This window comes from Microbacterium sp. LjRoot205, from assembly GCF_056175745.1.
In genome coordinates this window covers 60,523-87,113 of the sequence record NZ_JBGFFH010000007.1, presented here as the reverse complement: position 1 = coordinate 87,113, position 26,591 = coordinate 60,523, and the positions used below count along the sequence as shown (strand labels likewise).

The 26,591-nt window shown below is 68.7% G+C and carries 25 protein-coding genes and 1 riboswitch; of the genes, 15 read left to right on the top strand and 10 right to left on the bottom strand.

Annotation, left to right across the window (positions count from 1 at the left end):
• Positions 1-58 precede the first annotated feature (58 nt).
• Positions 59-1,582: an ATP-dependent DNA ligase gene (locus AC04ME_RS13855; RefSeq protein ID WP_475435516.1), complete on the top strand. Its 1,524-nt coding sequence runs from the start codon at positions 59-61 to the stop codon at positions 1,580-1,582.
• Positions 1,583-1,589: 7 nt separating this feature from the next.
• Here the strand turns inward: AC04ME_RS13855 and AC04ME_RS13850 are convergent, their stop codons facing one another.
• Genes AC04ME_RS13850 through AC04ME_RS13835 form a run of 4 tightly spaced genes read right to left on the bottom strand, consistent with a single transcriptional unit; the run spans position 1,590 to position 5,592 of the window.
• Positions 1,590-2,099, bottom strand: a complete 510-nt coding sequence (locus AC04ME_RS13850) for a phosphoribosyltransferase (protein ID WP_042539374.1) — start codon at positions 2,097-2,099, stop codon at positions 1,590-1,592.
• Positions 2,100-2,147: 48 nt separating this feature from the next.
• The gene (locus AC04ME_RS13845) at positions 2,148-2,993 is read right to left on the bottom strand and encodes a transglutaminase family protein (RefSeq protein ID WP_475435514.1); all 846 of its coding nucleotides are present in this window, start codon (positions 2,991-2,993) and stop codon (positions 2,148-2,150) included.
• Positions 2,990-3,916 carry an alpha-E domain-containing protein gene (locus AC04ME_RS13840; protein WP_042539371.1) on the bottom strand — a complete coding sequence of 309 codons (927 nt, stop codon included), beginning with the start codon at positions 3,914-3,916 and terminating at the stop codon, positions 2,990-2,992. Before AC04ME_RS13840 ends, AC04ME_RS13845 begins: the two co-directional genes overlap by 4 nt.
• Positions 3,910-5,592, bottom strand: coding sequence for a circularly permuted type 2 ATP-grasp protein (locus AC04ME_RS13835; RefSeq protein WP_475435512.1), 1,683 nt, complete (start codon positions 5,590-5,592; stop codon positions 3,910-3,912). Before AC04ME_RS13835 ends, AC04ME_RS13840 begins: the two co-directional genes overlap by 7 nt.
• Positions 5,593-5,796: 204 nt before the next feature.
• Here AC04ME_RS13835 and AC04ME_RS13830 point away from each other — a divergent pair, with 204 nt between their 5' ends.
• The 3 genes from AC04ME_RS13830 to AC04ME_RS13820 are packed head-to-tail and all read left to right on the top strand — an operon-like array spanning position 5,797 to position 8,902.
• Complete coding sequence (locus AC04ME_RS13830; protein WP_475435511.1) at positions 5,797-7,551, top strand: thiamine pyrophosphate-binding protein; 1,755 nt, start codon at positions 5,797-5,799, stop codon at positions 7,549-7,551.
• Positions 7,552-7,578: 27 nt separating this feature from the next.
• Positions 7,579-8,433, top strand: coding sequence for a PhzF family phenazine biosynthesis protein (locus tag AC04ME_RS13825; protein WP_042539364.1), 855 nt, complete (start codon positions 7,579-7,581; stop codon positions 8,431-8,433).
• 34 nt (positions 8,434-8,467) lie between these two features.
• The gene (locus tag AC04ME_RS13820; protein WP_042539362.1) at positions 8,468-8,902 is read left to right on the top strand and encodes an NUDIX hydrolase; all 435 of its coding nucleotides are present in this window, start codon (positions 8,468-8,470) and stop codon (positions 8,900-8,902) included.
• A gap of 18 nt (positions 8,903-8,920) precedes the next feature.
• On the opposite strand, the gene AC04ME_RS13815 is transcribed toward AC04ME_RS13820, so the two are convergent.
• Together AC04ME_RS13815 and AC04ME_RS13810 are read right to left on the bottom strand one after the other, a co-directional pair.
• Positions 8,921-9,301 (bottom strand): VOC family protein, encoded by a 381-nt coding sequence (locus tag AC04ME_RS13815; RefSeq protein ID WP_042539360.1) that lies wholly within the window; start codon positions 9,299-9,301, stop codon positions 8,921-8,923.
• A 282-nt stretch (positions 9,302-9,583) separates the two neighbouring features.
• A complete protein-coding gene (locus AC04ME_RS13810) occupies positions 9,584-11,455 on the bottom strand; it encodes an FAD-dependent monooxygenase (RefSeq protein ID WP_475435508.1) in 1,872 nt (623 codons plus the stop codon).
• Positions 11,456-11,587: 132 nt separating this feature from the next.
• Between AC04ME_RS13810 and AC04ME_RS13805 the strand changes: the two genes are divergently transcribed.
• The gene (locus tag AC04ME_RS13805) at positions 11,588-12,289 is read left to right on the top strand and encodes an IclR family transcriptional regulator (RefSeq protein ID WP_475435506.1); all 702 of its coding nucleotides are present in this window, start codon (positions 11,588-11,590) and stop codon (positions 12,287-12,289) included.
• Between the two features lie 61 nt (positions 12,290-12,350).
• Here AC04ME_RS13805 and AC04ME_RS13800 read toward each other — a convergent pair whose 3' ends face one another.
• Positions 12,351-13,730, bottom strand: coding sequence for an MFS transporter (locus tag AC04ME_RS13800; RefSeq protein ID WP_042539354.1), 1,380 nt, complete (start codon positions 13,728-13,730; stop codon positions 12,351-12,353).
• A 79-nt stretch (positions 13,731-13,809) separates the two neighbouring features.
• On the opposite strand from AC04ME_RS13800, the gene AC04ME_RS13795 reads away from it, so the two are divergent.
• The 8 genes from AC04ME_RS13795 (at position 13,810) to AC04ME_RS13760 (ending at position 22,407) form a co-directional block, all read left to right on the top strand.
• Positions 13,810-15,351: a fumarylacetoacetate hydrolase family protein gene (locus AC04ME_RS13795; protein ID WP_475435504.1), complete on the top strand. Its 1,542-nt coding sequence runs from the start codon at positions 13,810-13,812 to the stop codon at positions 15,349-15,351.
• Entirely contained in the window at positions 15,348-16,034 is a 687-nt protein-coding gene (locus AC04ME_RS13790) for a GntR family transcriptional regulator (RefSeq protein WP_042539350.1), read from the top strand. Before AC04ME_RS13795 ends, AC04ME_RS13790 begins: the two co-directional genes overlap by 4 nt.
• Positions 16,031-17,527 (top strand): 5-carboxymethyl-2-hydroxymuconate semialdehyde dehydrogenase, encoded by a 1,497-nt coding sequence (gene hpaE, locus AC04ME_RS13785; RefSeq protein ID WP_475435501.1) that lies wholly within the window; start codon positions 16,031-16,033, stop codon positions 17,525-17,527. The genes AC04ME_RS13790 and hpaE overlap by 4 nt, the downstream gene beginning before the upstream one ends.
• 14 nt (positions 17,528-17,541) lie before the next feature.
• Positions 17,542-18,705 (top strand): 3,4-dihydroxyphenylacetate 2,3-dioxygenase, encoded by a 1,164-nt coding sequence (gene hpaD / locus AC04ME_RS13780; protein WP_042539346.1) that lies wholly within the window; start codon positions 17,542-17,544, stop codon positions 18,703-18,705.
• Positions 18,706-18,779: 74 nt separating this feature from the next.
• On the top strand, positions 18,780-19,565 hold the full coding sequence (locus AC04ME_RS13775) for a fumarylacetoacetate hydrolase family protein (RefSeq protein WP_367823015.1): 786 nt from the start codon (positions 18,780-18,782) through the stop codon (positions 19,563-19,565).
• The gene (locus tag AC04ME_RS13770) at positions 19,550-20,353 is read left to right on the top strand and encodes an HpcH/HpaI aldolase family protein (protein ID WP_042539342.1); all 804 of its coding nucleotides are present in this window, start codon (positions 19,550-19,552) and stop codon (positions 20,351-20,353) included. The genes AC04ME_RS13775 and AC04ME_RS13770 overlap by 16 nt, the downstream gene beginning before the upstream one ends.
• A 61-nt stretch (positions 20,354-20,414) precedes the next feature.
• Complete coding sequence (locus AC04ME_RS13765; RefSeq protein WP_475435498.1) at positions 20,415-21,662, top strand: MFS transporter; 1,248 nt, start codon at positions 20,415-20,417, stop codon at positions 21,660-21,662.
• A gap of 22 nt (positions 21,663-21,684) precedes the next feature.
• On the top strand, positions 21,685-22,407 hold the full coding sequence (locus AC04ME_RS13760) for a DUF6882 domain-containing protein (protein WP_475435496.1): 723 nt from the start codon (positions 21,685-21,687) through the stop codon (positions 22,405-22,407).
• A gap of 20 nt (positions 22,408-22,427) precedes the next feature.
• Here the strand turns inward: AC04ME_RS13760 and AC04ME_RS13755 are convergent, their stop codons facing one another.
• Positions 22,428-22,904, bottom strand: a complete 477-nt coding sequence (locus AC04ME_RS13755) for a DUF4188 domain-containing protein (protein WP_042539338.1) — start codon at positions 22,902-22,904, stop codon at positions 22,428-22,430.
• A gap of 66 nt (positions 22,905-22,970) precedes the next feature.
• Between AC04ME_RS13755 and AC04ME_RS13750 the strand changes: the two genes are divergently transcribed.
• Complete coding sequence (locus AC04ME_RS13750; RefSeq protein WP_042539337.1) at positions 22,971-23,531, top strand: TetR/AcrR family transcriptional regulator; 561 nt, start codon at positions 22,971-22,973, stop codon at positions 23,529-23,531.
• Between the two features lie 55 nt (positions 23,532-23,586).
• Positions 23,587-24,165, top strand: coding sequence for a hypothetical protein (locus AC04ME_RS13745; RefSeq protein ID WP_042539335.1), 579 nt, complete (start codon positions 23,587-23,589; stop codon positions 24,163-24,165).
• 137 nt (positions 24,166-24,302) lie between these two features.
• On the opposite strand, the gene AC04ME_RS13740 is transcribed toward AC04ME_RS13745, so the two are convergent.
• Together AC04ME_RS13740 and glyA are read right to left on the bottom strand one after the other, a co-directional pair.
• Entirely contained in the window at positions 24,303-25,181 is an 879-nt protein-coding gene (locus AC04ME_RS13740; protein WP_475435493.1) for a bifunctional methylenetetrahydrofolate dehydrogenase/methenyltetrahydrofolate cyclohydrolase, read from the bottom strand.
• Entirely contained in the window at positions 25,178-26,452 is a 1,275-nt protein-coding gene (gene glyA, locus AC04ME_RS13735; RefSeq protein ID WP_042539331.1) for a serine hydroxymethyltransferase, read from the bottom strand. The genes AC04ME_RS13740 and glyA overlap by 4 nt, the downstream gene beginning before the upstream one ends.
• Positions 26,453-26,488: 36 nt before the next feature.
• Positions 26,489-26,573: riboswitch (ZMP/ZTP riboswitch) on the bottom strand.
• Positions 26,574-26,591 lie beyond the last annotated feature (18 nt).

The window sequence follows — 26,591 nt, the reverse complement described above, 5'->3', positions numbered from 1 at the left end:
CGGAGAGGGCGAAGGCAAGGGCTTCGCCGATGTCGGATGCCGGTGACAGACTGCATCCATGTTGCTCTCGGAGCTCGTCTCCACCGCTGAAGAGGTCACCGCCACCGCATCGCGTCTCGCCAAGGTCGATGCACTCTCGCGCTTGCTCGCGCGCGCGGACGCGGACGACGTCCCCGCCCTCGTCGGGCTGCTCCTCGCGACGCCGCGTCAGGGACGCCTGGGTGTGGGCTGGCTCGGGATCTCCGCCCTCGAGGTGATGCACGCCGACGAGCCGTCCCTGTCGATCGGTGACGTCGACGCGGCGTTCGAAGCGCTGGCCGGCGCTTCGGGCTCGGGGTCTGCGGCCGCCCGAACAGATCTGCTCTCCGCTCTCGCCGGCCGCGCCACGGCCACCGAATGGGACTTCCTATCGCGCGCGATGCTCGGCGAGCTGCGCACCGGTGCGCTCGGCGGCGTGCTGCTCGATGCGATCGCTCGCGCCTCGGATCGCCCTGCGGCATCCGTGCGACGAGCAGCGATGCTGTCCGGCGACCTGGGTGACACGGCGGTCATCGCCCTCACAGGCACCGCGGCCGAGCTCGACGAGGTCGGCCTCGTGGTCGGCCGTGCCGTGCTGCCGATGCTGGCCTCGACCGCGGCGACTCCGACTGCGGCTCTCGAGGTCACGGGCAGGGCATCCGTCGAATACAAGCTCGACGGAGCGCGCATCCAGGTGCATCGCCGCGGAGACGACGTGAGCGTGTACACCCGCAGCCTGGCCGACATCACCCACCGCGTGCCCGAGATCGTCGAGATCGTGCGAGGCCTTCCCGCCCACGACCTGATCCTCGATGGCGAAACGCTGTCGCTCGATGAGGACGGCGGTCCGCGGCCGTTCCAGGAGACGATGTCACGGTTCGGGGCCGACGTGTCGCGCGAGCTCGTGCTGCGCCCCTGGTTCTTCGACATCCTGCACATCGACGGCCGCGATCTGCTCGACGAACCGCTCTCGATCCGCCTGGCCGAACTCGAGAAGACCGTCGGCGAGTGGCGCATGCCGGGGGTCGTCACCGACGACCCGGCTGCTGCCGAGCAGCTGGCACGAGAGGCGCTGGCGGCCGGGCACGAGGGCGTCGTCGTCAAGGGCGTCGATGCGCCCTATGCGGCGGGCAGGCGCGGCAAGTCCTGGCTCAAGGTCAAGCCCGTGCTCACCTATGACCTCGTCGTGCTCGCAGCCGAGTGGGGCTCGGGTCGACGACAGGGGTGGCTGTCGAATCTCCATCTCGGCGCTCTCGATCCGAGCGGAGAGTTCGGCGAGCCGGGCGGACTCGTGATGGTCGGAAAGACGTTCAAAGGTCTGACCGACGAGCTGCTGCGCTGGCAGACCGAGCAGTTCCCGTCGTTCGAGACACGACGCACGCAGTCGACCGTGTTCCTGCGCCCCGAGTTCGTGGTCGAGATCGCGATCGACGGGGTGCAGCGCTCTCCGCGCTACCCCGGTGGCATCGCGCTGCGCTTCGCACGCGTCAAGGCCTACCGCCCCGACAAGAGCGTCGCAGACGCCGACACGATCCAGACTCTTCGCTCACTGCAGCGCGGCTGAGACGAGGTCAGGCCGACGGCGCGAGCCCGAGATCCTCTTCACGCACCGTGCCCTGGAACGACCAGGGGAAGTTGATCCACAGATCGGTGTCCTTCCACGCGTAGTCGGGCTGGATGATGGTCGACGGCTTCGTGTAGATCGTCACCGAGCGCACGTCGGCGCCCTTGTCCTTCAGCAGCTGCACCGCGAGCGCGAGCGTCCGGCCCGAGTCGGCGACGTCGTCGACGAGGAGCACGCGACGACCGTCGAGATAGGCCATGTCGAGTTCGGGCGGCAGCACCTCCGGGGCATCGAGCACGGTGCCGATGCCGGTGTAGAACTCGACGTTGATCGCGCCGCAGTTCTTGACACCCAGGCCGTACGCGATGGCACCGGCGGGAAGCAGACCACCGCGGGCGATGGCCACCACGACCTCGGGCACGAAGCCGCTCTCGAGGATGCTGCGCGCGAGATCTCGCGTCGCGGATCCGAAGCCGTCCCAGGTGAGCGTCTCGCGCTCGATCGATGCATCCGTCATCGTCTCATTCTTCCCCACTGCCGTGCGTCGTCAGGCCATGCAGTCGCCTCAGCCGAGGCGCGTGATCTCCACCGAGACGAACAGCTCCGACGCGCTGGGTCCGGCATACACCCCGCGGAGCGGAGCCACATCGGCATAGTCGCGGCCGTGGCCGACATAGACATGGGATTCGCCGATGTCGACGAGGTTGGTGGGGTCGTATCCGCGCCACTCCCCGGAGTACCACTCCAGCCAGGCGTGCGATTCCCCCGTCACGGCCTGCCCGATCGCGGCCGTCGGGTCGGGGTGCAGGTACCCCGACACATAGCGTGCCGGAATGCCCGCAGCGCGCAGCACCCCGAGAGCCACGTGAGCGATGTCCTGGCAGACCCCTGATCGCGCGGGCCAGGCGTCACGAGCCGTCGAGCTCACGCCGGTGACGCCGCTGCGGTACTCCATCGCCTCCCCGACCGCGCGGCAGATGTCGAGGGCGGTCTCGTCCACTCCGCCGCCCTCCGCTTCGAAGTGCAGGGCGAGATCGCGCATCTCGTCATCCGGGGCGGTGGCGGGAGTCTGCGCGACGCACTCGGCCAGAGCGAGCGACTGCGGGATCCGGGATTCGAGCTCATCCCAGTCGATTCCGGCGGTCGCCGTCGGGAGCGGCCTGACGTCGACCACGCTCGTCGCGGTGACCGAGAGCACCTGATGAGGGGTCAGCAGCTCGAAAGTCGAGACCCGCGTGTCCCAGTAGTCGGAGTACGAGTGCTGGGTGGCCGTCGGCGAGATGTCGAGCGTCGCCTGCAGCACGAACTGCCCCTCTCGGGAGTGCGGCAGCATGCGCGCCTCGTTGTACGACGCCGTCGCCGGCTGCTCGTAGCGGAAGCCGGTGCGATGCACGATCTTGAGGCGGCTCACAGCGCCTCTCCGATCCACACCGGCATCGCGATCGACGGGAAGTACCGCTCCCTGATCGCGTCACTCGCCACTGACATCCCCACCTGGACCTCCTCCATGCTCTCCGACAGACGATGCACGGTGTCGCCGATCGGTCGGTACTCCAGCTCCGACCGCATGCGACCGAGCACGCGATGAGCCCGGTCGGGCACGCCGAATGCGCCGGCCGGATCGATGCCGCGCAGGCATTCCTCGGCCTGCAGGATGCTCGAGAGCACCGATCGGGGGAACAGGCGGTCGATCAGCAGGAACTCCACTGCCGACGCGCCTGTCGGCACCGCTCGGTGGCTGCGCAGGTGGGCTTCGTATGCGCCGCAGCTGCGCAGCAGCGTCGTCCAGCTCGGCCCACCGGCCTCGGTCAGCGAGCGCGTCGCCAGCAGACGCGCGGTCATGTCGGCGCGCTCGATCGACCGGCCGAGAACGAAGAAGTGCCATGCCTCGTCACGGCTCGTCGAGGAGTCGACGACGCCGAAGGCCAGCGCCGAGCGGTCGCGCACCCAGCGGAAGAACGGATGCGTCTTGTCCGAGGCGATACGACGGGGCATGCGCGCATTCGACTCGTTGAGCGTCTCCCAGAGGTCGGTCGAGATGATCTCCCTGGCGCGCCGGGCGTTCTCCCTGGCGGATGCGATCGAGTGGGCGATCGACGCCGAGTGCTCGCGGTCGAGCGCGAGAAGCCGCACCACGTCGTCACGACTCAGCACGGTGTCGGCATCCGCTGTGGTTCCCATCACCGAGAGCAGCGCACGGCAGGCCGTGTCCTCCTCGACCCACGGGTCTTCGAGCAGCAGCTGCAGGTGCACGTCGAGGATGCGCGCGGTGCCATCGGCCCGCTCGACGTAGCGGCCGATCCAGAACAGCGCCTCGGCGATGCGGCTCAGCATCCTGTTCCTCCCCGCTGCTGTTGCTGCTGTTGCTGCTGCTGGTGATGGCGCAGCTCGAGGTCCTCGTCCTGCGGCGACGACAGGAACGGCGGGTGCGGTTCTTCGCGCGCCGGCGCCACGACGGCGATCGCCCCGGTGGCGAGCGACACCTCGTCCGCCGCCGCATCGGGGTCGCCCTCCACGGTCGTCGTCGGCCCGGTGAACAGCGAAGGGTCCAGCACCCAGGTGTCCTTCGAGCCGCCACCCTGGCTGGAGTTCACGACGAGCTGTCCCTCGGGCAGAGCGACCCTGGTGAGACCGCCGGGCAGCACCCAGATGTCGTGCCCGTCGTTGACGGCGAAGGGACGCAGATCGACGTGCCGCGGGCGGAATCCGTCTTCCACGAGTGTCGGAATGGTCGACAGCTGCACGACCGGCTGGGCGATCCAGCCCCGAGGGTCGGCCCGCAACGACTTGCGCAGAGCCTCCAACGTCTCGCGCGACGCATCGGGCCCGACGACCAGCCCTTTTCCTCCCGAGCCGTCGACCGGCTTCACCACCAGCTCGTCGAGCCTGTCGAGCACCTCCTCGAGCGCACTCGGATCCTCGAGCCGCCAGGTGTCGACGTTCGGGATCACCGGCTCCTCGCCCAGGTAGTAGCGGATCAGGTCGGGGACGTACGTGTAGACCAGCTTGTCGTCGGCCACGCCGTTGCCCACGGCGTTGGCGAGCGTGACATTGCCGAGGCGAGCAGCGAGCATCAGCCCGGGGGCGCCCAGCACGGAATCGGGGCGGAAGCTCTGCGGGTCGAGGAACTCGTCGTCGACCCGCCGGTAGATCACGTCCACCCGCGTGGGGCCGGAGGTCGTGTGCATCCACACCCGCCCGCCCGAGCAGAACAGGTCGCGCCCCTCGACGAGCTCGATGCCCATCATCCGCGCGAGCAGGGTGTGCTCGTAGTACGCGGAATTGTGCACGCCGGGGGTCAGCACCACGACGGTCGGATCATCGACGCCGTCAGGCGCGGCGGCACGCAGCGCCTGCAGGAGGCGGCTCGGGTAGTCGACGACCGGGCGGACTCTGAGACTGGTGAACAGCTCCGGGAGCGTCTGCGCCATCACGCGGCGATTCGCCAGCACATAGCTCACACCGCTCGGCACGCGCACGTTGTCTTCGAGCACACGCCAGGCTCCGAGCTCGTCACGGATGACATCGATGCCGGCGACGTGGATGCGCACCCCGTTCGCCCCGACGATGCCGGCCGCCTGACGGTGGAAGTGAGCGGACGAGCTGATCAGCGACGCGGGGATCACACCGTCCTGCACCGCGAGTTGCGGACCGTAGACATCGGCGAGGAATGCCTCGAGAGCCCGCACGCGCTGCTTCACCCCCGACTCGACATAGCGCCAGTCATCGGCGGCGACCACGCGCGGAACCACATCGAGCGGGAACGGACGCTCCTCCCCGGCGAAATCGAACGTGACTCCCTGTGCGAGATACGAACTGGCGAGGGCGTCGGTGCGAGCCCTCAGCTCTGCGTCGTCCATGGCCGCGAGCGCCGGATACATGTCCTGGTAGGGCAGGCGCACGCCCTCGCCGCCGGATGGCGCGTCTGAGGGGAACATCTCGTCCCACGGTGCGGCGCCTGCTCGGCGCGGCGACCGACGCGAGGTGTATCCGTCGAACAGTGACTCCATGACCGCATGTTTCCGCGTCGCGGTTTCGGCGGTGTTACGCGCGCAAGTCGGCGCCGCGTCGGCCCGGGAGCGATAGGATCTACCTGTCCGGCGCTCTCTGACGCCGGTGCCTGAAAAAGAGGCACGAAGCTCCCCACGAAGACGCGGGGGCGAGACACATACGGAATACGAATGTTCTCCGTCCCTGTCTCGAAAGGCTTTCGCATGCCCTCTGTCTCCGCGCACGTCGCACTCACTCTCGCTCAGCACATCGACGCCGTCTTCGGCGTGATGGGCAACGGCAACGCCTACTTCCTCGACGCGATCGAGACCCGGACGGACGCGGTCTTCACGGCCGTCCGGCACGAGCAGGGCGCCGTGGTCGCCGCCGACGCGCACTTCCGCGCCTCCGGGCGCATCGCCGCCGGCACCTCGACCTACGGCGCAGGCTTCACCAACACCCTCACGGCCCTCGCCGAGGCCGTGCAGGCCCACGTGCCGCTCGTGCTCGTGGTGGGCGACGAGCCGACCTCCGGCCCTCGCCCGTGGGATGTCGACCAGATCGCCCTGGCATCCGCCGTCGGTGCCCGCACCTATACGGTCGGGCGTGCCGATGCCGCAGCGACCACCGTCATCGCGATCGAGCACGCCCTGACCTACCGCGTGCCCGTCGTCCTCGCCATCCCCTACGACGTCGCATCGCTCGAGGCCGGCCCTGTGCCGGAGGCGCCCGCGCCCGGCATCCCGGCGCCGCTCGCTCCGCGCGGGGAGTTCGCCGAGGGCACGCTCGACGATATCGCCGAGGCGCTGCGCGGCGCATCGCGCCCGTTCCTGCTCGCCGGCCGCGGCGCCTGGTTGGCCGGAGCCGGCTCGGCGCTCGGCGAACTGGCGGCGCTGACCGGCGCACTGACCGCCTCGTCCGCTCTCGGTCGCGGCGTCTTTCCCGAGACGCAGTACGACCTCGGAGTCACGGGTGGATTCGGCGCGGACGGCGCGATGGAGCTCGTGCGCACGGCAGACGTCGCCGTCGTCTTCGGCGCGTCACTGAACCAGTTCACGATGCGGTTCGGTGAACTCTTCGCGCCCGGCACCAGGGTCTTCCAGGTCGACATCGCGCCGGCGGCCACGCACCCGCACGTCGGCGGCTTCGTTCGTGCCGACGCGCGTCTCGCCGCGGAGGCGCTGGTCGCCAGGGTCGGCTCGCTCGGCTCCGCTCTCAGCCCCGCAGCCGAGCACGACTGGGGAGCAGCGGCCCGCCCCGCCGAGACGACGGCGATCATGCGCGGCGCGTCGACGCCGGCATCCGACGCCGTGCCCGGGCAGCCGTGGCGCGAGACCGTCGATGTCGCGGCCGCCCGAGCCTACGACGAGGGAGACGAACTCGCCCCCGACGGCCGTCTCGACCCCCGCTCGGCCGCGCGCCGCATCGCCGAGCTGCTGCCCGCAGACCGGGTCGTCGTCTCGGACGGCGGTCACTTCATCGGCTGGGCGAACATGTACTGGCCGGTCGAGGCACCCGATCGGATGATGATGGTCGGCACCGCCTTCCAGTCGATCGGCCAGGGCTGGCCGAGCGTCGTCGGTGCGGCTCTCGCCCGCCGGGATTCGACGGTCGTCCTCACCTCGGGCGACGGAGGCGGGCTCATGGCGATCGCCGACCTCGAGTCCGCCGTCCGCGCGGCAGCGGGACGCGGCATCGCCGTGATCTGGAACGACGCCGCCTACGGCGCCGAGGTCAACCTCTACGGGCTGAAGGGACTCGCCGAAGGTCCGATGCTGATCCCCGAGGTCGACTTCGCGGCGTTCGGTGCTGCGGTCGGCGCAGAGGGCGTCGTCGTCACGTCCCTCGCCGACCTCGAGCGGCTCGGCACGTGGGCGCAGGAGGATGCCGCGACACGGCGCTTCCTGCTGCTCGACCTCCGGATCTCGGGCGAGGTCATCGCGCCCTACCAGCAGGAGATCATCCGCGTGAACTCGTGACCCCGAGGCATCGCTAGGCTCCTCGTCATGACCGATGATCTGAGTGTCCTGCGATACAGCGCCTTCGCCGCGACTCCGGAGGGCGGCAACCCCGCGGGAGTCGTGCTCGATGCCGGCGGCATGACGGAAGAGCGGATGCAGCAGATCGCCGCGGACGTCGGATTCTCAGAGACCGCGTTCCTCGTCGGTCGCACGGACGAGTCCGGTGTGCCGCGATATCGGGCACGCTACTTCTCGCCCGCGGCGGAGGTGCCGTTCTGCGGACACGCGACGGTGGCGACGGCTGTCGCCCTCGCGGAGCGTGACGGACCGGGCGAGGTGGTGTTCGACACGAACGCGGGTGCCGTGACGCTGCGGTCGGTCGTGGACGCGCACAGCGGTGTGACCGTGTCGTTCACCAGCGTCGAACCCCAGGTGCGCGACCTCGACCCCGACGTGCTCGAGCGCCTGCTCGGAATGCTCGGCCTCACCGGGTCAGACCTCGACGACCGCTTCCCTGCGAGGGAGGCGTTCGCCGGGAACTGGCATCCGATCCTGGTCGTCGACGACCGCGAGCTGTTCGACCAGTTCCGCTTCTCCCCCGACGAGGTGGCCGCGCTCATGCGAGAGAACGGCTGGCTCGGCACCATCACCGTGCTGCATTCCGTCGGCCCCGCCGACTTCGACGCCCGGAACCTCTTCCCGGTCGGTCGCATCACCGAAGACCCGGCGACCGGCTCGGCCGCGGCATCCACCGGGGCCTACCTGCGCGCGCTCGGCCACCCGGAGACGACCGTGCGAATCCATCAGGGAGCCCATGTGCGCCGACCGAGCCTGCTCACCGTGACCATCCCTCCCCGCGGCGGGATCGTCGTGTCCGGAGGCGCGACGCAGATCGTCTGAACCTCCGAGCCCGGCGGTGCGTTAGTGTTCCGGGATGCCTGCCATCCGGAACATCGCTGTCGGCCTGCCTGTGAAGGACGGGCACCTGCTCGCCCTCGAGGGACACGACAGCTCGCGCCGGCTCGATTTCCTGCGCGCGATCGGCGGAGGCATCGAGTTCGGCGAGACGGCGGGCGACGCGCTGCGCCGTGAATTCATGGAAGAGCTCGGCGTCACACTCGAGGATGCCGAGCCACTCGGCGTCTTCGAGAACATCTTCACGTACGAGGGCGAACCCGGACACGAGATCGCCCACGTCTTCGCCGTGACCTGTTCGGAGCTGGACGCGGTGCCCCTGGACGCCGAGCTCCGCATCCTCGACGAGGGCAGCCCTGTGCGCTGGGTGCCCATCGACGACATCCGCTCCGGCGCACGAGTGCTGTTCCCCTCGGGCGCACCCGAGGCACTGTTCTCAATCGCCGGACGCTGAACTCGACGCCCGCGGAACTCAGGCCTGAGCGCTGTAGTCCGGCAGCTCCTGTAGCGTCCACGTGTTGCCGTCGGGGTCGTCGAAGGTCACGAACCGGCCCCACGCCTGCTCATCGACACCCTGCGCTGCGACCCCGAGCCCCTGAAGATGGGCGAGCGCCTCATCGGCATCCGGAACGACGACCTGGATCGTGTTCTGCTGCCCGGGCAGCAGCCCCTCGCCCAGATTGGTGCCGAAGGCGATCGAGCAGGCTGAGCCGGGCGGGGTCATCTGCACGAACCGCAGGCCCTCGTAGGGAACCTGATCGTGATCGGCATGGAAACCGATCTTCTCGTAGAACTCCTTCGACCGGTCGACATCCGAGACCGGGACGAAGATCAGCTCGATCTTCCAGTCCATCACACGCTCCTCCTGTCGGGGCGACTTCGCCCATCGGCCCTCAGAGTACGCGCGGGCTCCGACGCTCGCCAGAGGTGCCTCACTCGCCGGAGATGACTCGCTCGTGCGAGGCATCCGACCCGTGCGAGGCATCCGGCCCTCGCGAGCCGTCTCCCCGACCAGTGCGTCGCCGCACCCGTACGCCCTCGGGAGGAGAACTGCGCCTCGGGAGGAGATCCCGCTGGAGATCCTCCTCCCGAGGGGATATCTCCTCCCGAAGGACGCAGCGCCCCCGCGGCAGAGTCAGGATGCCGGCAGCAGTGCCCCGCCGAAGAAGTCCCCCAACTGGTCCGTCGCATCCAAGGGCAGGATCGCGGCGACGTACTGGTCGGGACGCACCACGATCACGACGCCGTCGCGCGACAGCTCCCGCGCGTCGAAGATGTCGGTCTCCGTCCACTTCGACGGCCCCGCCGCATAGACCTTCTCCCAGTCGGTGAGCCCGAGCGGACCGGTCTTCGGCTGGAACAGAGCCGGAGTCGAGGTCACCTCGATCTCTTCATACGGCTGCTGGTAGATCGCCTTCACATCGAACACCGCATCGGTGTCGGCATCTGCGGGCGTGAACCGTTCGAAGACGGGCGCAGCCGCGGCCGCCCACGCGTCGAGCGTCGCGGCATCGCGGCCCGCGAAGGCGTACACGCGCCAGCGACCGTCGGCCTTCGCGTGGTGGCCGAGGTGGATCGCGTTGCCGTCGCCGACCCTCACGACCTCGGCGGACTTGAAGCGCTTGCCGAGCGGGTAGCCGACCGCGAGACTCTGATGCGCGTCCGAGCCAGTGATCATCGACGACGTGTACTGGGTCATGAACCCGGAGGGGAACTCGGCCGTGGCGAGATAGTACGTCGCGAGGTCGGTCGGGTCGGTGATCTCCGAGGGCTTGCGCGCCATGAGCGTCGACCACTCCCGGTCGAAGTCGATGAGCTGCTGGGCGACGGGCCGACGCTCGGCACCGTATGTCGCGAGCAGCGCCTCGGGCGCGCGCCCGGTGAGCACCGACCCGAGCTTCCACCCGAGGTTGAAACCGTCCTGCATCGACACGTTCATGCCCTGGCCCGCCTTGGCGCTGTGCGTGTGGCAGGCATCGCCCGTGAGGAACACTCGCGGCGTGCGGCCCGACCCGTCGATCACGTCGTCGAACCCGTCGGTGACCCGGTGCCCGACCTCGTAGACGCTGTGCCAGGCGACCTCCTTCACATCGAGCGTGTAGGGGCTGAGGATCGCGTTCGCCTTGGCGATGATCTCGTCGATCGGCGTCTGGCGCACGCGGTGGTCGTCGTCCTCGGCGACCTCGCCGAGGTCGATGTACATGCGGCTGAGGTAGCCGCCCTCGCGAGGGATGTGCAGGATGTTGCCCGCCTCCGAGTTGATCGCGCACTTGGTGCGCCAGTCGGGGAAGTCCGTGTTGACGAGCACGTCCATGACACCCCAGGCGTGCGCGGCGCTGCCGCCGACGTGCGTGCGTCCGATCGCCTGGCGTACGCCGCTGCGCGCGCCGTCGCACCCGGCGACGTACTTGGCACGGATCGTGCGCTCCTCCCCCGCCCGCTCACCCGCGACGTAGCGCAGCGAGACCTCGACCGGGTACTCGCCCTCGTCGTGCACGGTGAGTCCTGCGAACTCGATGCCGTAGTCGGGGGCGATGCGGCCAGGGCCGTTCACCGCGGCCTCGGCGAAGTAGTCGAGCACGCGCGCCTGGTTGACGATCAGGTGCGGGAACTCGCAGATGTCGTAGGCGTAGTCGGCGGTCCGCGAGGTGCGGACGATCTCGTTCGGCCGCTCGGGGTTCGGGCCCCAGAAGTTCATCCAGCCGATGTTGTAGGCCTCCGCGATGATGCGCTCGGCGAAGCCGAACGCCTGGAACGTCTCGACGCTCCGCGGCTGGATGCCGTCCGCCTGGCCGAGCACCAGACGACCCTCGCGCTTCTCGATGATGCGCGTCGAGACATCGGGGTATTGCGACATCTGGGCGGCGAGCAGCATGCCGGCGGGGCCGGAGCCGACGATCAGCACATCGATCTCGTCGGGGATGTCTGCGGGCCGCTCGGTGCCGATGCCTGCGGCATCCTTCACACGCGGGTCTCCCGAGACATAGCCGTGGTGGTGGAACTGCATCGTCGTCGATTCCTTCCGGACGTCACTGTCGGGTGTTGCGATCGAATCGATCGTGTTCTATATTCGAACACGACGTTCTACTATTGAACACAGCTTAGGGACGCCTGTCCCGAAACGCAAGGGAGCGCACGCATGCCCGAAGGCACCCCGGCCTCGCAGACCCTCAGCCGCGGCATCCGGATCCTCGAGGTGCTCGCCGATGCGCGGATCCCGCTCACGATCGACGAGATCGCCGTGAGACTCGACGTCCATCGCTCGGTCGCATACCGGCTGCTGCGCACGCTGGAAAACCACCGACTGATCGGGAGAGACGCGTCAGGCGCTGTGACGCTGGGCCCGCGCATGGCAGCGCTGGCCGCCGGCGTCGCCCACGATCTGCAGGCCGAGGCGATCCCCGAGCTGACCGCGATCGCGAACGAACTCGGCATGACCTGCTTCCTCGGCGTGCTCGACGGAGACGACTGCATCACACTCGCGAGCATCGAGCCTCGTCACGCGATCGCGAGCGTCGCACAGCGGCCGGGCGCCCGGCATCCGGTCACGGTGGGGGCACCTGGCAAGGCGATCCTCACGCAGCTCCCGATCCCGCAATGGCCGGGTGATGCCCGCGCGGCCCTGCACGCAGAGGTCGACGAGGCGCGCGTGCGCGGATACGCGACGAGTCACGACGAGGTCATCCCCACCGTGCAGTCGGTCGCCGTGCCGCTCGCGCTTCGCGGTCAGCGCCCTGCGGCGATCGCGGTCGTGCATGTCGCCACCGACCTCGACGACGCGGAGATCGCGGCGCGTCTGCGGCGCTCTGCAGCATCGATCCGCGAAGCCCTCGACGGCTGAGTCGCAGATGCGCCGAACGCACGCCCGCGAGGCGGACGTGCGTTCGGCGTGAGGGCGTGCGTCAGACCTTGGCGAGCCCACGGATCGGGCTCACCGACTGCTCCTCCTCGTGATCCGGACCCAGGGGGATGCCGGAGCGATCACGCAGCAGCAGCGTCGCGATGAGGCCGAGCAGCGTCATGCCGGCGAGGTACCAGGTGACGGCCTGCGTCGAACCGGTGGCCTGCACGATCGCGGTTGCGATGGTCGGCGCGAACGCCCCGCCGGCGATCGCGCCGATGGCGTACGAGATCGAGACGCCCGAGAAGCGGATGCTCGCAGGGAAGAGCTCGGTGTAGAGAGCCGCCTGAGGTCCGTACGTGAAGCCGAGACCGATCGTCAGGATCGCGAGCCCTGCGAAGAGCAGCCCGACGTCGCCGGTGTTGACGAGCGGGAACAGCGCGAACACACCGACGAGCTGCATCACCCAGCCGATGATGTAGGTGGTGCGTCGGCCGATGCGGTCCGACAGCCACCCTGCGATGAGAGTCGTGATGAGCCACGTGACGGCCGACCCGGTGACCGCCCACAGCACGGGTCCGCGCTCGAGGCCGATCGGGCCCTCGGGGTTGGTGGCGTATCCCTGGATGTATCCACCGGTCGTCATGTAGCCGACCGCGTTGTTGCCGGCGAAGACGAGTGCAGCGACGATCACGAGCAGGAGGTGCTTGCGGAACAGCTGCACGATCGGCATGCTCGCCTTCTCCTTGCGCTCCGCGAGCTCGATGAAGACCGGGCTCTCCTCGACCTTCCGGCGCACGTAGTAGCCGACGAGGATCAGGACGACGCTCAGAAGGAACGGGATGCGCCAGCCCCACTGCAGGAACTGATCTCCCGGTGCGATCGCCGTCATCAGCGCCATCACTCCCGACGCGAGCAGCAGGCCGAGCGGCACGCCGATCTGCGGCGATGCGCCGAAGATCCCGCGCTTGGCCTTGGGAGCGTGCTCGACGGCCATCAGCACCGCGCCGCCCCACTCGCCACCGGCCGAGATGCCCTGCAGGATGCGCAGCAGCACCAACAGGATCGGCGCAGCGACACCGATCGCGTCGTATGTCGGCAGCACACCGATGAGGGCGGTTGCGGCCCCCATCAGGATCAGGGTCCACATGAGCACGGCCTTGCGGCCGAACTTGTCACCGTAGTGGCCGGCGAGGAACGCCCCGAGAGGACGGAAGAGGAAGCTCACGCCGACGGTCGCGAACGCGACGATGGCGCTGTTCGCTCCGAGCGGCTCGAAGAACAGCTGCCCGAAGACCAGGCCGACGGCCGTGGCGTAGATGAAGAAGTCGTACCACTCGACGGTGGTGCCGACGACGGTGGCGAAGACGACGCGGCGCCGATCCGCCGGTGTCGCGATGGTTCCGGTGGGCGTGAACCCAGCCTGTGACTGCCCGCTCATGGGGTGTCTCCTTTGATTGTGACCGCATTGTCACGGCTCGCGCACGAGGTGTTCGAGTTGCTTGCCGAGGGGTGACACGATGATATATGATTTCGAATACGACGCACAAGGCGTCGAACAAAGCGCGAGGAGGCGCCCCGTGACGGCATCCATGACCCGCCCCGGCAAGATCATCGCGATCCACCTGAGCTACGCCTCCCGTGCCGATCAGCGCGGCCGTCGCCCCGCAGCCCCCTCCTACTTCTTCAAGCCGGCCAGTTCGGTCGCCGCCTCGGGCGGCACGGTCGAACGCCCGGCCGGCACGGAGCTCCTCGCCTTCGAGGGGGAGATCGCGCTCGTGATCGGGACCCCCGCGCGTCGCGTCTCGCTCGACGACGCCTGGAGCCACGTCGGCTGGGTCACCGCCTCGAACGACCTGGGGCTCTACGACCTGCGCGCCAACGACAAGGGCTCGAACGTGCGCTCCAAAGGCGGCGACGGCTACACGCCTCTCGGCCCGGAGCTCATCGACGCCCGCACCGTCGATCCCGCCGCACTGCGCGTGCGGGCCTGGGTCAACGGCGACCTGCGTCAGGACGACACCACGGCCGGACTCATCTTCCCTCTGGCTCAGCTCGTCGCGGATCTCTCTCAGCACTTCACGCTCGAACCGGGCGACGTCATCCTCACCGGCACCCCCGCTGGGTCCTCCGTGATCGTCCCGGGTGACGTGGTCGAGATCGAGGTCGATGCTCCGAATGCCCCGGGCGCGCCGTCCTCCGGTCGGCTCGTCACGACGGTGACACAGGGCGACGTGCCCTTCGACGCCGATCTCGGATCGCTTCCGGCCGTCGACGACCTGCAGCGCACCGAGGCCTGGGGGTCGCGCGAAGAGGCCGGCCTGCCCGCCGAGACGACAGCGCCGGCCCTCTCCCCCGAGCTGCGCGTCAAGCTGCTCGAGGCCCCCACCGCAGGCCTCTCGGCGCAGCTGCGCAAACGAGGACACCACTCGTGCTTCATCGACGGGGTGGCCGCGAACATCCCGGGCAGCAAGATCGTCGGCACGGCCAAGACGCTGCGCTTCGTCCCGTTCCGTGAAGACCTCTTCAGGACCCACGGAGGCGGCTACAACGCCCAGAAGCGCGCGTTCGACGCCGTCGACGAGGGCGAGATCATCGTGATCGAGGCCCGCGGCGATGCGACCACAGGCACGCTCGGTGACATCCTCGCGCTGCGCGCTCGTGCCCGCGGCGCAGCCGGCGTCGTCACCGACGGCGGTGTGCGCGACTTCGACGCGGTCGCCGAGATCGGGCTCCCGGTGTTCTCGCAGGGCGCGCACCCCTCGGTCCTCGGCCGCAAGCACGTGCCGTGGGACTCCGACATCACCATCTCCTGCGGCGGCGCGACCGTGCAGCCCGGCGACATCATCGTCGGCGACAGCGACGGCGTCATCGTCATCCCGCCCGCTCTCGCCGAGCAGATCGCCGACGACACTCTCGCGCAGGAGATCGAGGACGCCTGGATCGCCGAGCAGGTCGCGGCCGGGCACCCCGTCGACGGGCTGTTCCCGCTCAATGCGGAATGGCGCGCCAGATACGAAGCCGCGACGGGCGCAGGGTCCGACACCGGGTCCCGCTCATGACCACGGTCGCGAACTCGAGCAAATCGGAGCAGGCGTACGTCTGGATCCGTTCACGCATCTCCGGCCACACGTTCGGCCCCGGCTACCGCCTCGTTCTGGGGTCGCTGGCCGAAGAGCTCGGCATGAGCGTCGTGCCGGTGCGCGAAGCCATCCGCCGCCTCGAAGCCGAAGGCCTCGTGACCTTCGAGCGCAACGTCGGCGCCCGCGTCACCCTCGTCGACGAGAGCGAGTACGCGCACACCATGCAGACGCTCGGGCTCGTCGAAGGCGCGGCCACCGCCCTCTCGGCACCGCTGCTCGACTCCGAGACGCTCGATGCGGCCGAGGCGGTCAACGAGCGGATGACGCAGATGCTCGGTCACCTCGATGCGCACGCGTTCACCGAGCTCAACCGGCAGTTCCATTCGCTGCTCTTCGAGCCGTGCCCGAACCCGCATCTGCTCGACCTCGTCCACCGCGGCTGGGCGCGACTGTCCGGCATCCGCGACTCGACGTTCGCCTATGTGCCGGGCCGCGCGCAGCACTCGGTCGAAGAGCACACCCAGATCCTCGAGCTCATCCGAGCGGGTGCCGACCCGCTCGAGATCGAACTCGCCGCCCGCAACCACAGGCTGCGCACGAGGGACGCGTTCCTCGACGCGCTGCACGCCCGTTCTCACCACAACTCAGGAGACGAGTCATGACCGATTCCCGCATCCCCGCCGATCTGCCCGACCACATCCAGCACTACATCGACGGCGCGTTCGTCGACTCGGTCGACGGCGACACGTTCGATGTGCTCGACCCCGTGACCAACAAGACCTACACGACGGCCGCCGCCGGCAAGAAGGCCGACATCGAGCTCGCCGTCGCCGCAGCGAAGCGCGCGTTCGACGAGGGCCCGTGGCCGCGGATGCTCCCCCGTGAGCGCTCGCGCGTGCTGCACAGGATCGCCGACCTCGTCGAGTCGCGCGATGCCCGTCTGGCAGAGCTCGAGTCCTACGACTCGGGCCTCCCGATCACCCAGGCCCTCGGCCAGGCCCGCCGCGCCGCCGAGAACTTCCGCTTCTTCGCCGATCTGATCGTCGCGCAGTCCGATGACGCCTTCAAGGTGCCCGGCAAGCAGATGAACTACGTCAACCGCAAGCCGATCGGCGTCGCGGGGCTCATCACGCCGTGGAACACGCCCTTCATGCTCGAGTCATGGAAGCTCGGCCCCGCACTCGCGACCGGCAACACCGTGGTGCTCAAGCCCGCCGAGTTCACACCTCTCTCCGCCTCGCTCTGGGCCGGGATCTTCGAGGAGGCCGGTCTGCCGAAGGGGGTCTTCAACCTCGTGAACGGCCTCGGCGAGGATGCCGGAGACGCGCTCGTGAAGCATCCGGACGTGCCGCTCATCTCGTTCACGGGCGAGAGCTCGACCGGACAGCTGATCTTCGGCAACGCCGCCCCGTTCCTCAAGGGACTCTCGATGGAGCTCGGCGGCAAGTCGCCCGCCGTCGTCTTCGCCGACGCCGACCTCGAAGCGGCGGTCGACGCCACGATCTTCGGTGTCTTCTCGCTCAACGGCGAGCGCTGCACCGCAGGATCCCGCATCCTCGTCGAGCGCTCGATCTACGAGGAGTTCGTCGAGAAGTACGCCGCGCAGGCGAAGCGCGTCAAGGTCGGCTACCCGCACGACCCCGCGACCGAGGTCGGCGCCCTCGTGCACCCCGAGCACTACGACAAGGTGATGAGCTACGTCGAGATCGGCAAGACCGAGGGTCGGCTCGTCGCCGGTGGAGGACGCCCCGAAGGATTCGACGAGGGCAACTTCGTCGCCCCCACGGTGTTCGCGGACGTCTCCCTCGACGCCCGCATCTTCCAGGAGGAGATCTTCGGTCCGGTCGTCGCGATCACCCCGTTCGACTCCGACGACGAGGCGCTCGCCCTCGCGAACAACACGAAGTACGGCCTCGCCGCCTACATCTGGACGAACGATCTGAAGCGCGCGCACAACTTCGCGCAGTCCGTCGAGGCCGGCATGGTGTGGCTGAACAGCAACAACGTGCGCGACCTGCGCACCCCGTTCGGCGGCGTCAAGGCCTCGGGCCTCGGCCACGAGGGCGGCTACCGGTCGATCGACTTCTACACCGACCAGCAGAGCGTGCACATCACGCTCGGCGGCGCTCACAACCCGACCTTCGGCAAGAACTGATCAAGGACCCTGACATGACCGACAAGACTGCGAAGACGCTGACCTCATCGGGCTACTACGTGAGCCAGGAGGCTCCGATCCAGACCGACAACCCCATCGCGACGCCCGAGAGCACGCCTCCGGATGTGCTCCGTTGCGCCTACATGGAACTGGTCGTGACCGACCTCGCCGCCTCGCGGGTGTTCTATGTCGACGTCCTGGGCCTGTACGTCACCGAGGAGGACGACGAGGCGATCTACCTCCGCTCGACGGAGGAGTTCATCCACCACAATCTCGTGCTGCGCAAGGGCCCGATCGCCGCAGTCGCCGCGTTCTCGTACCGCGTCCGCGACGCCTCCGACCTCGACCGGGCCGTCGCGTTCTACACCGAGCTCGGCTGTGACGTGCGCCGCAACCCCGACGGCTTCGTCAAGGGCGTCGGCGACTCGGTGCGCGTGGTCGACCCGCTCGGCTTCCCGATCGAGTTCTTCCACCAGTCCGACCACGTCGAGCGCATGTCGTGGCGCTACGACCTGCACATCCCGGGCGAGCTCGTGCGTCTCGACCACTTCAACCAGGTCACCCCCGACGTCCCCCGTGCGGTCAAGTTCATGCAGGATCTGGGCTTCCGCGTCACGGAGGACATCCAGGACGACGAGGGCACCGTCTACGCGGCGTGGATGCGCCGCAAGCCGACCGTGCACGACACGGCGATGACCGGCGGCGACGGACCGCGCATGCACCACGTGTGCTTCGCGACCCACGAGAAGCACAACATCCTCGCGATCTGCGACAAGCTCGGAGCCCTGCGCCGCTCCGACGCCATCGAGCGCGGCCCCGGCCGCCACGGCGTCTCGAACGCGTTCTACCTGTACCTGCGCGACCCCGACGGCCACCGCGTCGAGGTGTACACGCAGGACTACTACACCGGCGACCCCGACAACCCCGTCATCACCTGGGACGTCCATGACAACCAGCGTCGGGACTGGTGGGGCAACCCGGTCGTGCCCTCCTGGTACACCGAGGCCTCGCTCGTGCTCGACCTCGACGGCAACCCCCAGCCCGTCGTGGCTCGCACCGACGACTCCGAGATGGCCGTGACGATCGGGGCGGACGGGTTCTCGTACACCCGCCCGGACGACGACAAGGACATGCCCGAGTACAAGCAGGGCGAGTACAAGCTCGGTCACCAGCTCTGAGACGCTTCGTGCCCGGCTCATCGAGCGGGGCACGAAGCACCGAGACGAAACGCACCCACAGGAAGCAGGAACGGATGCTGTCAGCAGACACCGTCGCGCAGATCGCCGCGGAACTGGCCGAGGCCGACCGGAACCACGCGGTGATCCCGCGCATCACGGCGCGCTACCCCGAGGCCACCGTCGAGGACTCGTATGCGATCCAGGGCGTGTGGCGCGATTCGCAGATCGCCGCAGGGCGTCGTCTCGTCGGTCGCAAGATCGGGCTGACGTCGAAGGCGATGCAGCAGGCCACGGGCATCACCGAGCCCGACTACGGCGTGATGTTCGACGACACCGTCTACGAGTCCGGCGCCGAGATCCCGGTCGACCACTTCTCGAACGTGCGCATCGAGGTCGAGCTCGCGTTCGTGCTCAAGCATCCGCTCGAGGGCCCTGACTGCACGCTCGACGACGCACTCGCGGCGATCGACTACGCGGTTCCGGCGCTCGAGGTGCTGAACTCGCACATCGAGCTCGAGGGCCGGACGATCGTCGACACGATCAGCGACAACGCCGCGTACGGCGCGATGGTGCTCGGCACGGTGCGCAAGCGTCCGGACGAGATCGACCTGCGATGGGTGCCCGGAGTGCTGTCACGCAACGGCGAGATCGAGGAGACCGGCGTCGCGGCCGGTGTGCTCGGTCATCCGGCGACAGGTGTGGCGTGGCTCGCGAACAAGTTCCACCAGCACGGCGCGCGGCTCGAGGCCGGGGAGATCATCCTGGCAGGATCGTTCACACGCCCGATGTGGGTGTCGCGCGGCGACGAGGTGCTGTGCGACTACGGACCGATGGGAACGATCGCATGCCGCTTCATCTGAGCCCCTCCTTCCGCGAGCAGCTCGCCGCCTCCGACCGATCGCTCGTCGGGATGTGGGCGTGCTCGGGCAGCCCGCTCGTCACCGAGGTCGCCGCCGGATCCGGTCTCGACTGGCTGCTCATCGACATGGAGCACTCGGCCAACACGCTCGAGTCCACTCTGCTGCAGCTGCAGGTCGCGGCCGCCTACCCCATCGTCCCCGTCGTGCGCGTCCCGTTCAACGATGCCGTCGCGATCAAGCAGGTCCTCGACCTCGGTGCGCAGAACATCATCGTCCCGATGGTGTCGTCTGCCGATGAAGCGCGCGCCGCGGTCGCCGCGACGCGCTACCCGCCGCACGGTGTGCGCGGAGTCGGCAGCGCGCTCGCCCGCAGCGCCCGCTGGAACCGCGTCGACGGCTACCTGCAGGATTCGGCACGGCACACCTCGCTGACCGTGCAGATCGAGACGAGGGCCGGAGTCGACGCCGCCGCCGAGATCGCGTCGGTCGACGGCGTGGATGCGGTGTTCGTCGGCCCGTCCGACCTCTCGGCATCGATGGGTCTCCTCGGCCAGCAGACGCACCCTGATGTCGTCGGCGCGGTCGAGCGGGTCTTCGCTGCAGTCAAGGGCGCGGGCACTCCCGTGGGCGTGAACGCCTTCGACCCCGCCACCGCCGATTCGTACATCGCAGCCGGCGCCGATTTCGTGGCCGTCGGCGCCGACGTGGCGATGCTCGCACGAGCATCCGAGGCTCTCGCCGCGCGCTTCATCCCGGCCTCCGACGACGCCGCCCGCGCCAGCTACTGACGCCGACCGCCCGGCCAGGGGCGTGGCAGGATTGACGGATGCAGAGAAGCGAGGCGCCGTCATGATCCGCGCCCTCGCCGCGATGCAGGACCGCGGATTCCGCTGGTTCTTCCTCGCCCGAGCCATCACCCTGATCGCCGGCTCGATGTCGTCGATCGCTCTCGCCTTCGCGGTGCTGGAGATCGACAACGATGCGCGATCGCTGTCGCTCGTGCTGGCTGCCTTCACGGTCAGCAACATCGTGTTCCTGCTGTTCGGCGGGGTGATAGCCGACCGGCTCCCGCGCGCGCTGATCATCCAGTCCTGCTACGTCATCGACATCATCACGGTCGGGGTCATGGCCGCGCTGCTGTTCACCGGCACGGCCACGGTTCCGCTGCTGGCGCTGCTCTCCGTCGTCAACGGCGCATCGACCGCGTTCGTGCTGCCGGCGATGCAGGGCATCATCCCGCAGCTGACCTCTGCTGAGCACCTGCAGCAGGCCAACGCCATGCTCTCGTTCGTGCGCTCGGCGACGACGATCGGCGGGCCGATCATCGCGGGCATCGTGGTCGCCACCGCAGGGCCCGCCTGGGCGATGGTCGTGCAGGCGATCGGATGGGTCATCGCGATCCCCGTTCTCGCGATGGTGCGGCTGCCGCCACCCGATCACGGTGGCGGGACCACGATGTTCCACGACCTCCGCGTCGGCTGGCAGGAGTTCTGGAGCCGCACGTGGCTCTGGGGCATCGTGATCGCGTTCATGGTGATGAACGCGATCCACATCGGGGCGTGGGGTGTCGTCGGCCCGTACATCGCGAAGAACGACGAGCGACTCGGCATCGCGGGCTGGGGGTGGGTCGTCAGCGCCGAAGGCGTCGGCATCCTGCTGATGACCCTCATCCTGATGTGGCTGCCCCTGAAGCGACCGCTGCGCTACGGGATGATCGGCATGGCCGCGTTCGCGATTCCCCTGACCGTTCTCGGGGTGCACCCGGCCGTGGTCCTCCTGGCGATCGCCGCGTTCATCGCGGGTGCCGGCGTCGAGCTCTTCAGCACCGGCTGGAATCTCGCGATGATGGAGAACATCCCCGGAGACAAGCTCTCGCGCGTCTCGAGCTACGACATGCTCGGCAGCTACGTCGTGATGCCGATCGGCACTCTCGTGTACGGCTGGCTGATCACCCACAGCGACGTCGAGACGGTGCTCGTCACCTCGGCGATCCTCTATGCGTCGATCGCCGTCGCAACGCTGATCGTGCCCAGCGTGTGGCGCATGGGTCGGCCGGCAGGTGCCCTCTCCGCACAGGAGAAGTTGGCGGATTCATAGCAATCCGGGCGAGACTGTGGGCATGACCTTCGCCGCGCTCCAGCCGCTCGCAGACCGTGCTGCACTGTTCTCCGCCCTCCGTCAGGATTCCCTGGCCACCGCCCTCGAGGACCTCGGCGACAACCGCTGGGATGCCGACATGGCCGCCGGAACGCTGACCTTCACGTCGAACGCCGACTCCGCGCGCCAGCTCGTCGCCCGCGCCCACCTCGTCGCGACGATCGCTCCGGGGCCGCGATCGCTGCTCTGGGCGTGGGCGCACCCGCAGGGCGACCCTGCCGGCGTCGCAGCCCAGCTCCGCGACTACGGCGTCCAGCACGGCATCGTCGAGCTGAGCGAGACCGAGCTCCCCTTCCCCGCCGACGCCGCGGGCGACGCCGAGTGGATCGCCGCCGCCGCTCACACCGTCGGCACGGTGGCCGTCGAGCTCACCGGCCGCGCCCCCTACTACCTGGCTCCGGTGGGCGGTGGCACCTACGCGGTGTTCCTGCTCGATGCACCGCTCCCGCCACTCACGGTCGCCTCCGCCGCGATCGTCCTCCCTCGCATCCTCTCGACCGTGGCTCTGCCCGACGCCCGCACGGCCGTGTGGGATGCCGCGCGCCTCGCCGGGTGGAACCTCACCTGGGCCGACGAGGCCTTCTCGGGCGCCACGGTCGCCGATGCGACAGGAACCGCGACGTTCCGCTTCGACGAGCAGGCGCGCATCACGAACATCGAGAGCAGCCTGCACCCGCAGGCCTGACCCCTCACGAGAACAGCGCGTCAGCGACCCAGTCGCTGGCGCGCTGTCTTCGTCCCGGAGCCGACCGGCGCATGCGCCGTGGCCGCCGCCAGCCCGAATGCCGGCATGTCGACGTACACCGCCTCGAGGTCGGCGACGGGCACCTGGTAGGTCTCATGCCAGACGCCCACGCTTCCCGTGCCTTGCAGCGTCCGCATGAAGTCCCGCCAGGGCTGCAGATGCGGCGCATCGCGGTCGGCCGCGAATCGCTGCAGGTGCTCCGGACTCTCCCAGTACGACAGCAGGATCGTCGTGCGCCCGAACCAGCTGTGCGCACCGAGCATCCCCGCGTCCGGATGTGTCGCGAGGTGCTGCAGCATCGGCGGCATCTTGCTGGCGGTCCACCACACCTTGCCGAGCTGCCACCAGCGGTTGGCACGCATCCCGATCAGGAAGACCGTGACATCCGATCGGTCGGGGGCCGCGGTGAATCGACCGGGGAAGACCTGCTGAGCCATGAGCCACTCCTTGGAACGTCGTTATGTAACTGCGTTATACAACAACGTTACGATAGGATCGATCGCATGGCAAGACCTCCTCTGTACGACGACGCTCTGCGCGATCGTCTGCTCGCCGCGACAGCCGAGATGGTCGACGACAAGGGGCCCGAGCGAATCAGCCTGCGCGATATCGCACAGAACGCCGGCACGTCGACCTCGGCCGTCTACGCTCTGTTCGGTGGCAAGGCCGAGCTGCTCGTCTCCGTCATCGAGCACGGCTTCGCCTCGTTCGGTGAGGCGCAGGCTACGGCCGAGTCCGAGGGGCTGCGCGCGCTCGGACTCGCCTATCGGTCCTGGGCGATGGCCAACCCTGCGCTCTACCGCCTGATGTTCGGCGGGGGCGTGGCGACCGAGGACTGCCGACCCGACGAGGCGACCATGAGCACGGCGATGGCTCCGCTGATGCGCGCACTCGCGGCACGCGTCGATGAGCCGGACGTAGCGACCGCCGCCCTCACCGTCTGGGCACAGGTGCACGGCGCTGTGAGCCTCGAGCTCGCCGGTGTGACTCCCCCGCTGGTTCCGTGGGACTCGGTCTACGGCGCGGTGGTGGATGCGGTCGAACGCGCCTTTCCTGCACGCTGATCCGTCTGCACCATCGGAGATGCCGCGGCACCCGAGAGTGTGGAATTCTGGTCAAATGAAGAACGGAATCGTCCGATTCGCCGCGTTCTACGTGTTCAACGTGGCGGTCCTGCTGCTCATCGGCCTGCTGTCCGCCGGGGTCTCGGTAGGATTCAACGCGCTCTGGGCCGCGGTCGTCCTCACCCTTGCGGCGCTCTTCGTGAAGCCGCTGCTCACCGGCGCGTTCCGCAAGGCCGCGGCCAAGTCCGCCGCCGACCGCACGAAGACCGGAGAGAAGGTCGTGCAGTACGTCCTCGTCTACCTCGTCGAGCTCATCATCTGGGTGGCCGTCGTGTGGCTGAGCGGCGTCCGAGCCTCCGGATTCTGGAGCTACGCGCTTCCCCCGCTCTTCCTGCTGTTCGGCTGGATGATCTACGACCAGGTCGACGACAGGCTCCGCGCGAAGGCGAATGAACTGTACGACGTCGTGCAGGCGAAGGTCTCGGGTTCCGGAAAGAGGTCCGCGCCCGCCTCCACCGCCGCGCCCGCTTCCACGGCACCCTCCGCGGAGTCACCCGCCACCGCCGACGCGCGCGCGGAACTCTCCGACGGACTGACCCCCGAACAGCGTCGGATGCTCGACGAACTGGGTTGACCGCCCTATCGGATCCTCGGCATCCGCGTCGCCTCGCAGGTATGCAGAGAGGTCGCAGGGATCCGTGGATTCCCTGCGACCTCTCTGGTGTCCTGAGGCTGCTCCGATCTTCTGGAGCTCCGAGACCGCCCAGCGACTCAGACGAGCCGCTCGGCCGCCTCCACGACGTTGGTCATGAGAAGCGCGACCGTCATCGGGCCGACGCCGCCGGGGTTGGGCGAGACCCAGCCCGCGACCTCCGCGACATCGGGATGCACGTCTCCGAAGACCAGGTTCTTGCCCGTCTCGGGGTCGACCTCGCGCGTCACCCCCACGTCGAGCACGGCGGCTCCCGGCTTGACGTCCTCGGCGCGGATGAGGTGCTTCACGCCGGCTGCGGCGACGATGACATCGGCCTCCCGCAGGTAGCGCGGCATGTCGACCGTGCCGGTGTGCGTGAGCGTGACCGTCGCGTTCAGGTCACGCCTCGTCAGCAGCAACCCGATCGAACGACCGATGGTCACCCCGCGTCCGACGACCACGACGTGCTTGCCCGTGAGGTCGTAGTCGTTGCGCAGCAGCAGCTCGATCACACCGCGCGGCGTGCACGGCAGCGGGGTGTGGATCGGGTTGTTGACGTTGAGCACGAGCCTGCCGAGGTTGGTCGGGTGGAGACCGTCGGCATCCTTCGCGGGGTCGATCCGCTCGAGGATCGCATCCGTGTCGATGTGCTTCGGCAGCGGCAGCTGCACGATGTACCCGTGGCACTCCGGGTCGGCATTGAGCTCGTCGATCAGCGCTTCGACGTCGGCCTGGGTGGCGTCGGCCGGCAGCTCGCGCTGGATCGAGTTCATTCCGATCGCCTCGGACTGACGGTGCTTCATGCCGACGTAGAGCTGGGATGCCGGGTCGGCGCCGACGAGCACTGTCGCGATGCCCGGGACGATGCCCTTCGCCTTCAGCACGGCGACCCGCTCGGTCAGCTCGGCCTTGATCGCGGCCGACGCCGCCTTGCCGTCGAGGATCTTCGCGGTCACTGCTGCAGGTCCGGGTAGAGCGGGAAGACGGCGGCGAGCGCGTCGACACGAGCACGGAGCGCCTCGACGTCGGCCCCGGGCAGCAGCGCGAGAGCGATCACATCGGCGACCTCGGTGAACTCGGCGTCGCCGAAACCGCGGGTCGCGAGTGCCGGAGTTCCGATGCGCAGGCCCGAGGTGACCATCGGCGGACGAGGGTCGTTGGGCACCGCGTTGCGGTTCACCGTGATGTGGATGTCGTGCAGCAGGTCTTCGGCCTGCTTACCGTCGATCTCCGCCTCACGAAGGTCGACCAGCACCAGGTGCACGTCGGTGCCGCCGGAGCGCACTCCGATGCCGGCATCCTTCACATCCTGCTGCGACAGACGCTCGGCGAGGATCGCTGCTCCGCGCAGCGTGCGCTCCTGGCGTTCCTTGAACTCGGGGGTGCCTGCGAGCTTGAACGCGGTCGCCTTGGCGGCGATCACGTGCATGAGCGGGCCGCCCTGCTGTCCGGGGAAGACTGCCGTGTTGATCTTCTTCGCGATCTCGGGGTCGTTCGTCAGGATGAAGCCCGAACGGGGTCCGCCGATGGTCTTGTGCACGGTCGAGGAGACGACGTGTGCGTGCGGCACCGGGTTCGGGTGCAGGCCTGCGGCGACGAGGCCGGCGAAGTGCGCCATGTCGACCCAGAGCAGGGCGCCGACCTCGTCGGCGATCGCACGGAAGGCGGCGAAGTCGAGAGTGCGGGGGTAGGCCGACCAGCCGGCGATGATGACCTTGGGCTTGTGCTCGACCGCGAGGCGACGCACCTCGTCCATGTCGATCGTCGAGGTCTCGGGGTCCACTCCGTAGGCGACGATGTCGTAGAGGCGGCCCGAGAAGTTGATCTTCATGCCGTGCGTCAGATGACCGCCCTGGTCGAGAGCGAGGCCGAGCAGTGTGTCGCCGGGGCGGGCGATCGCGTGCAGCACGGCGGCGTTGGCCGATGCTCCCGAGTGCGGCTGGACGTTGGCGAACTCCGAGCCGAAGAGGTCCTTGGCACGCTGGATCGCCAGCGACTCGGCGACGTCGACCTCTTCGCAGCCGCCGTAGTAGCGGCGTCCGGGGTACCCCTCGGCGTACTTGTTGGTGAGCACCGAACCCTGCGCCTGAAGCACAGAGACGGGGACGAAGTTCTCGGATGCGATCATCTCGAGGAACGTCTGCTGACGCTTCAGCTCGCGGTCGAGAACCTGTGCGATCTCGGGGTCGACCTCGGCGAGCGGGGCGTTGAAGTAACGATCGGTCATGACTTGCTCCTCTGACGACGGATTCGAAGGGGTATACCTATCGGCCCAGGCGCGCGGTCGAATTCCGTGGTCAGTCGCTCCCCGGTGGTAGTCCACCCAGACGCCAGTCGCGACGTGAGAAAGCATAGCGGATTTCCCT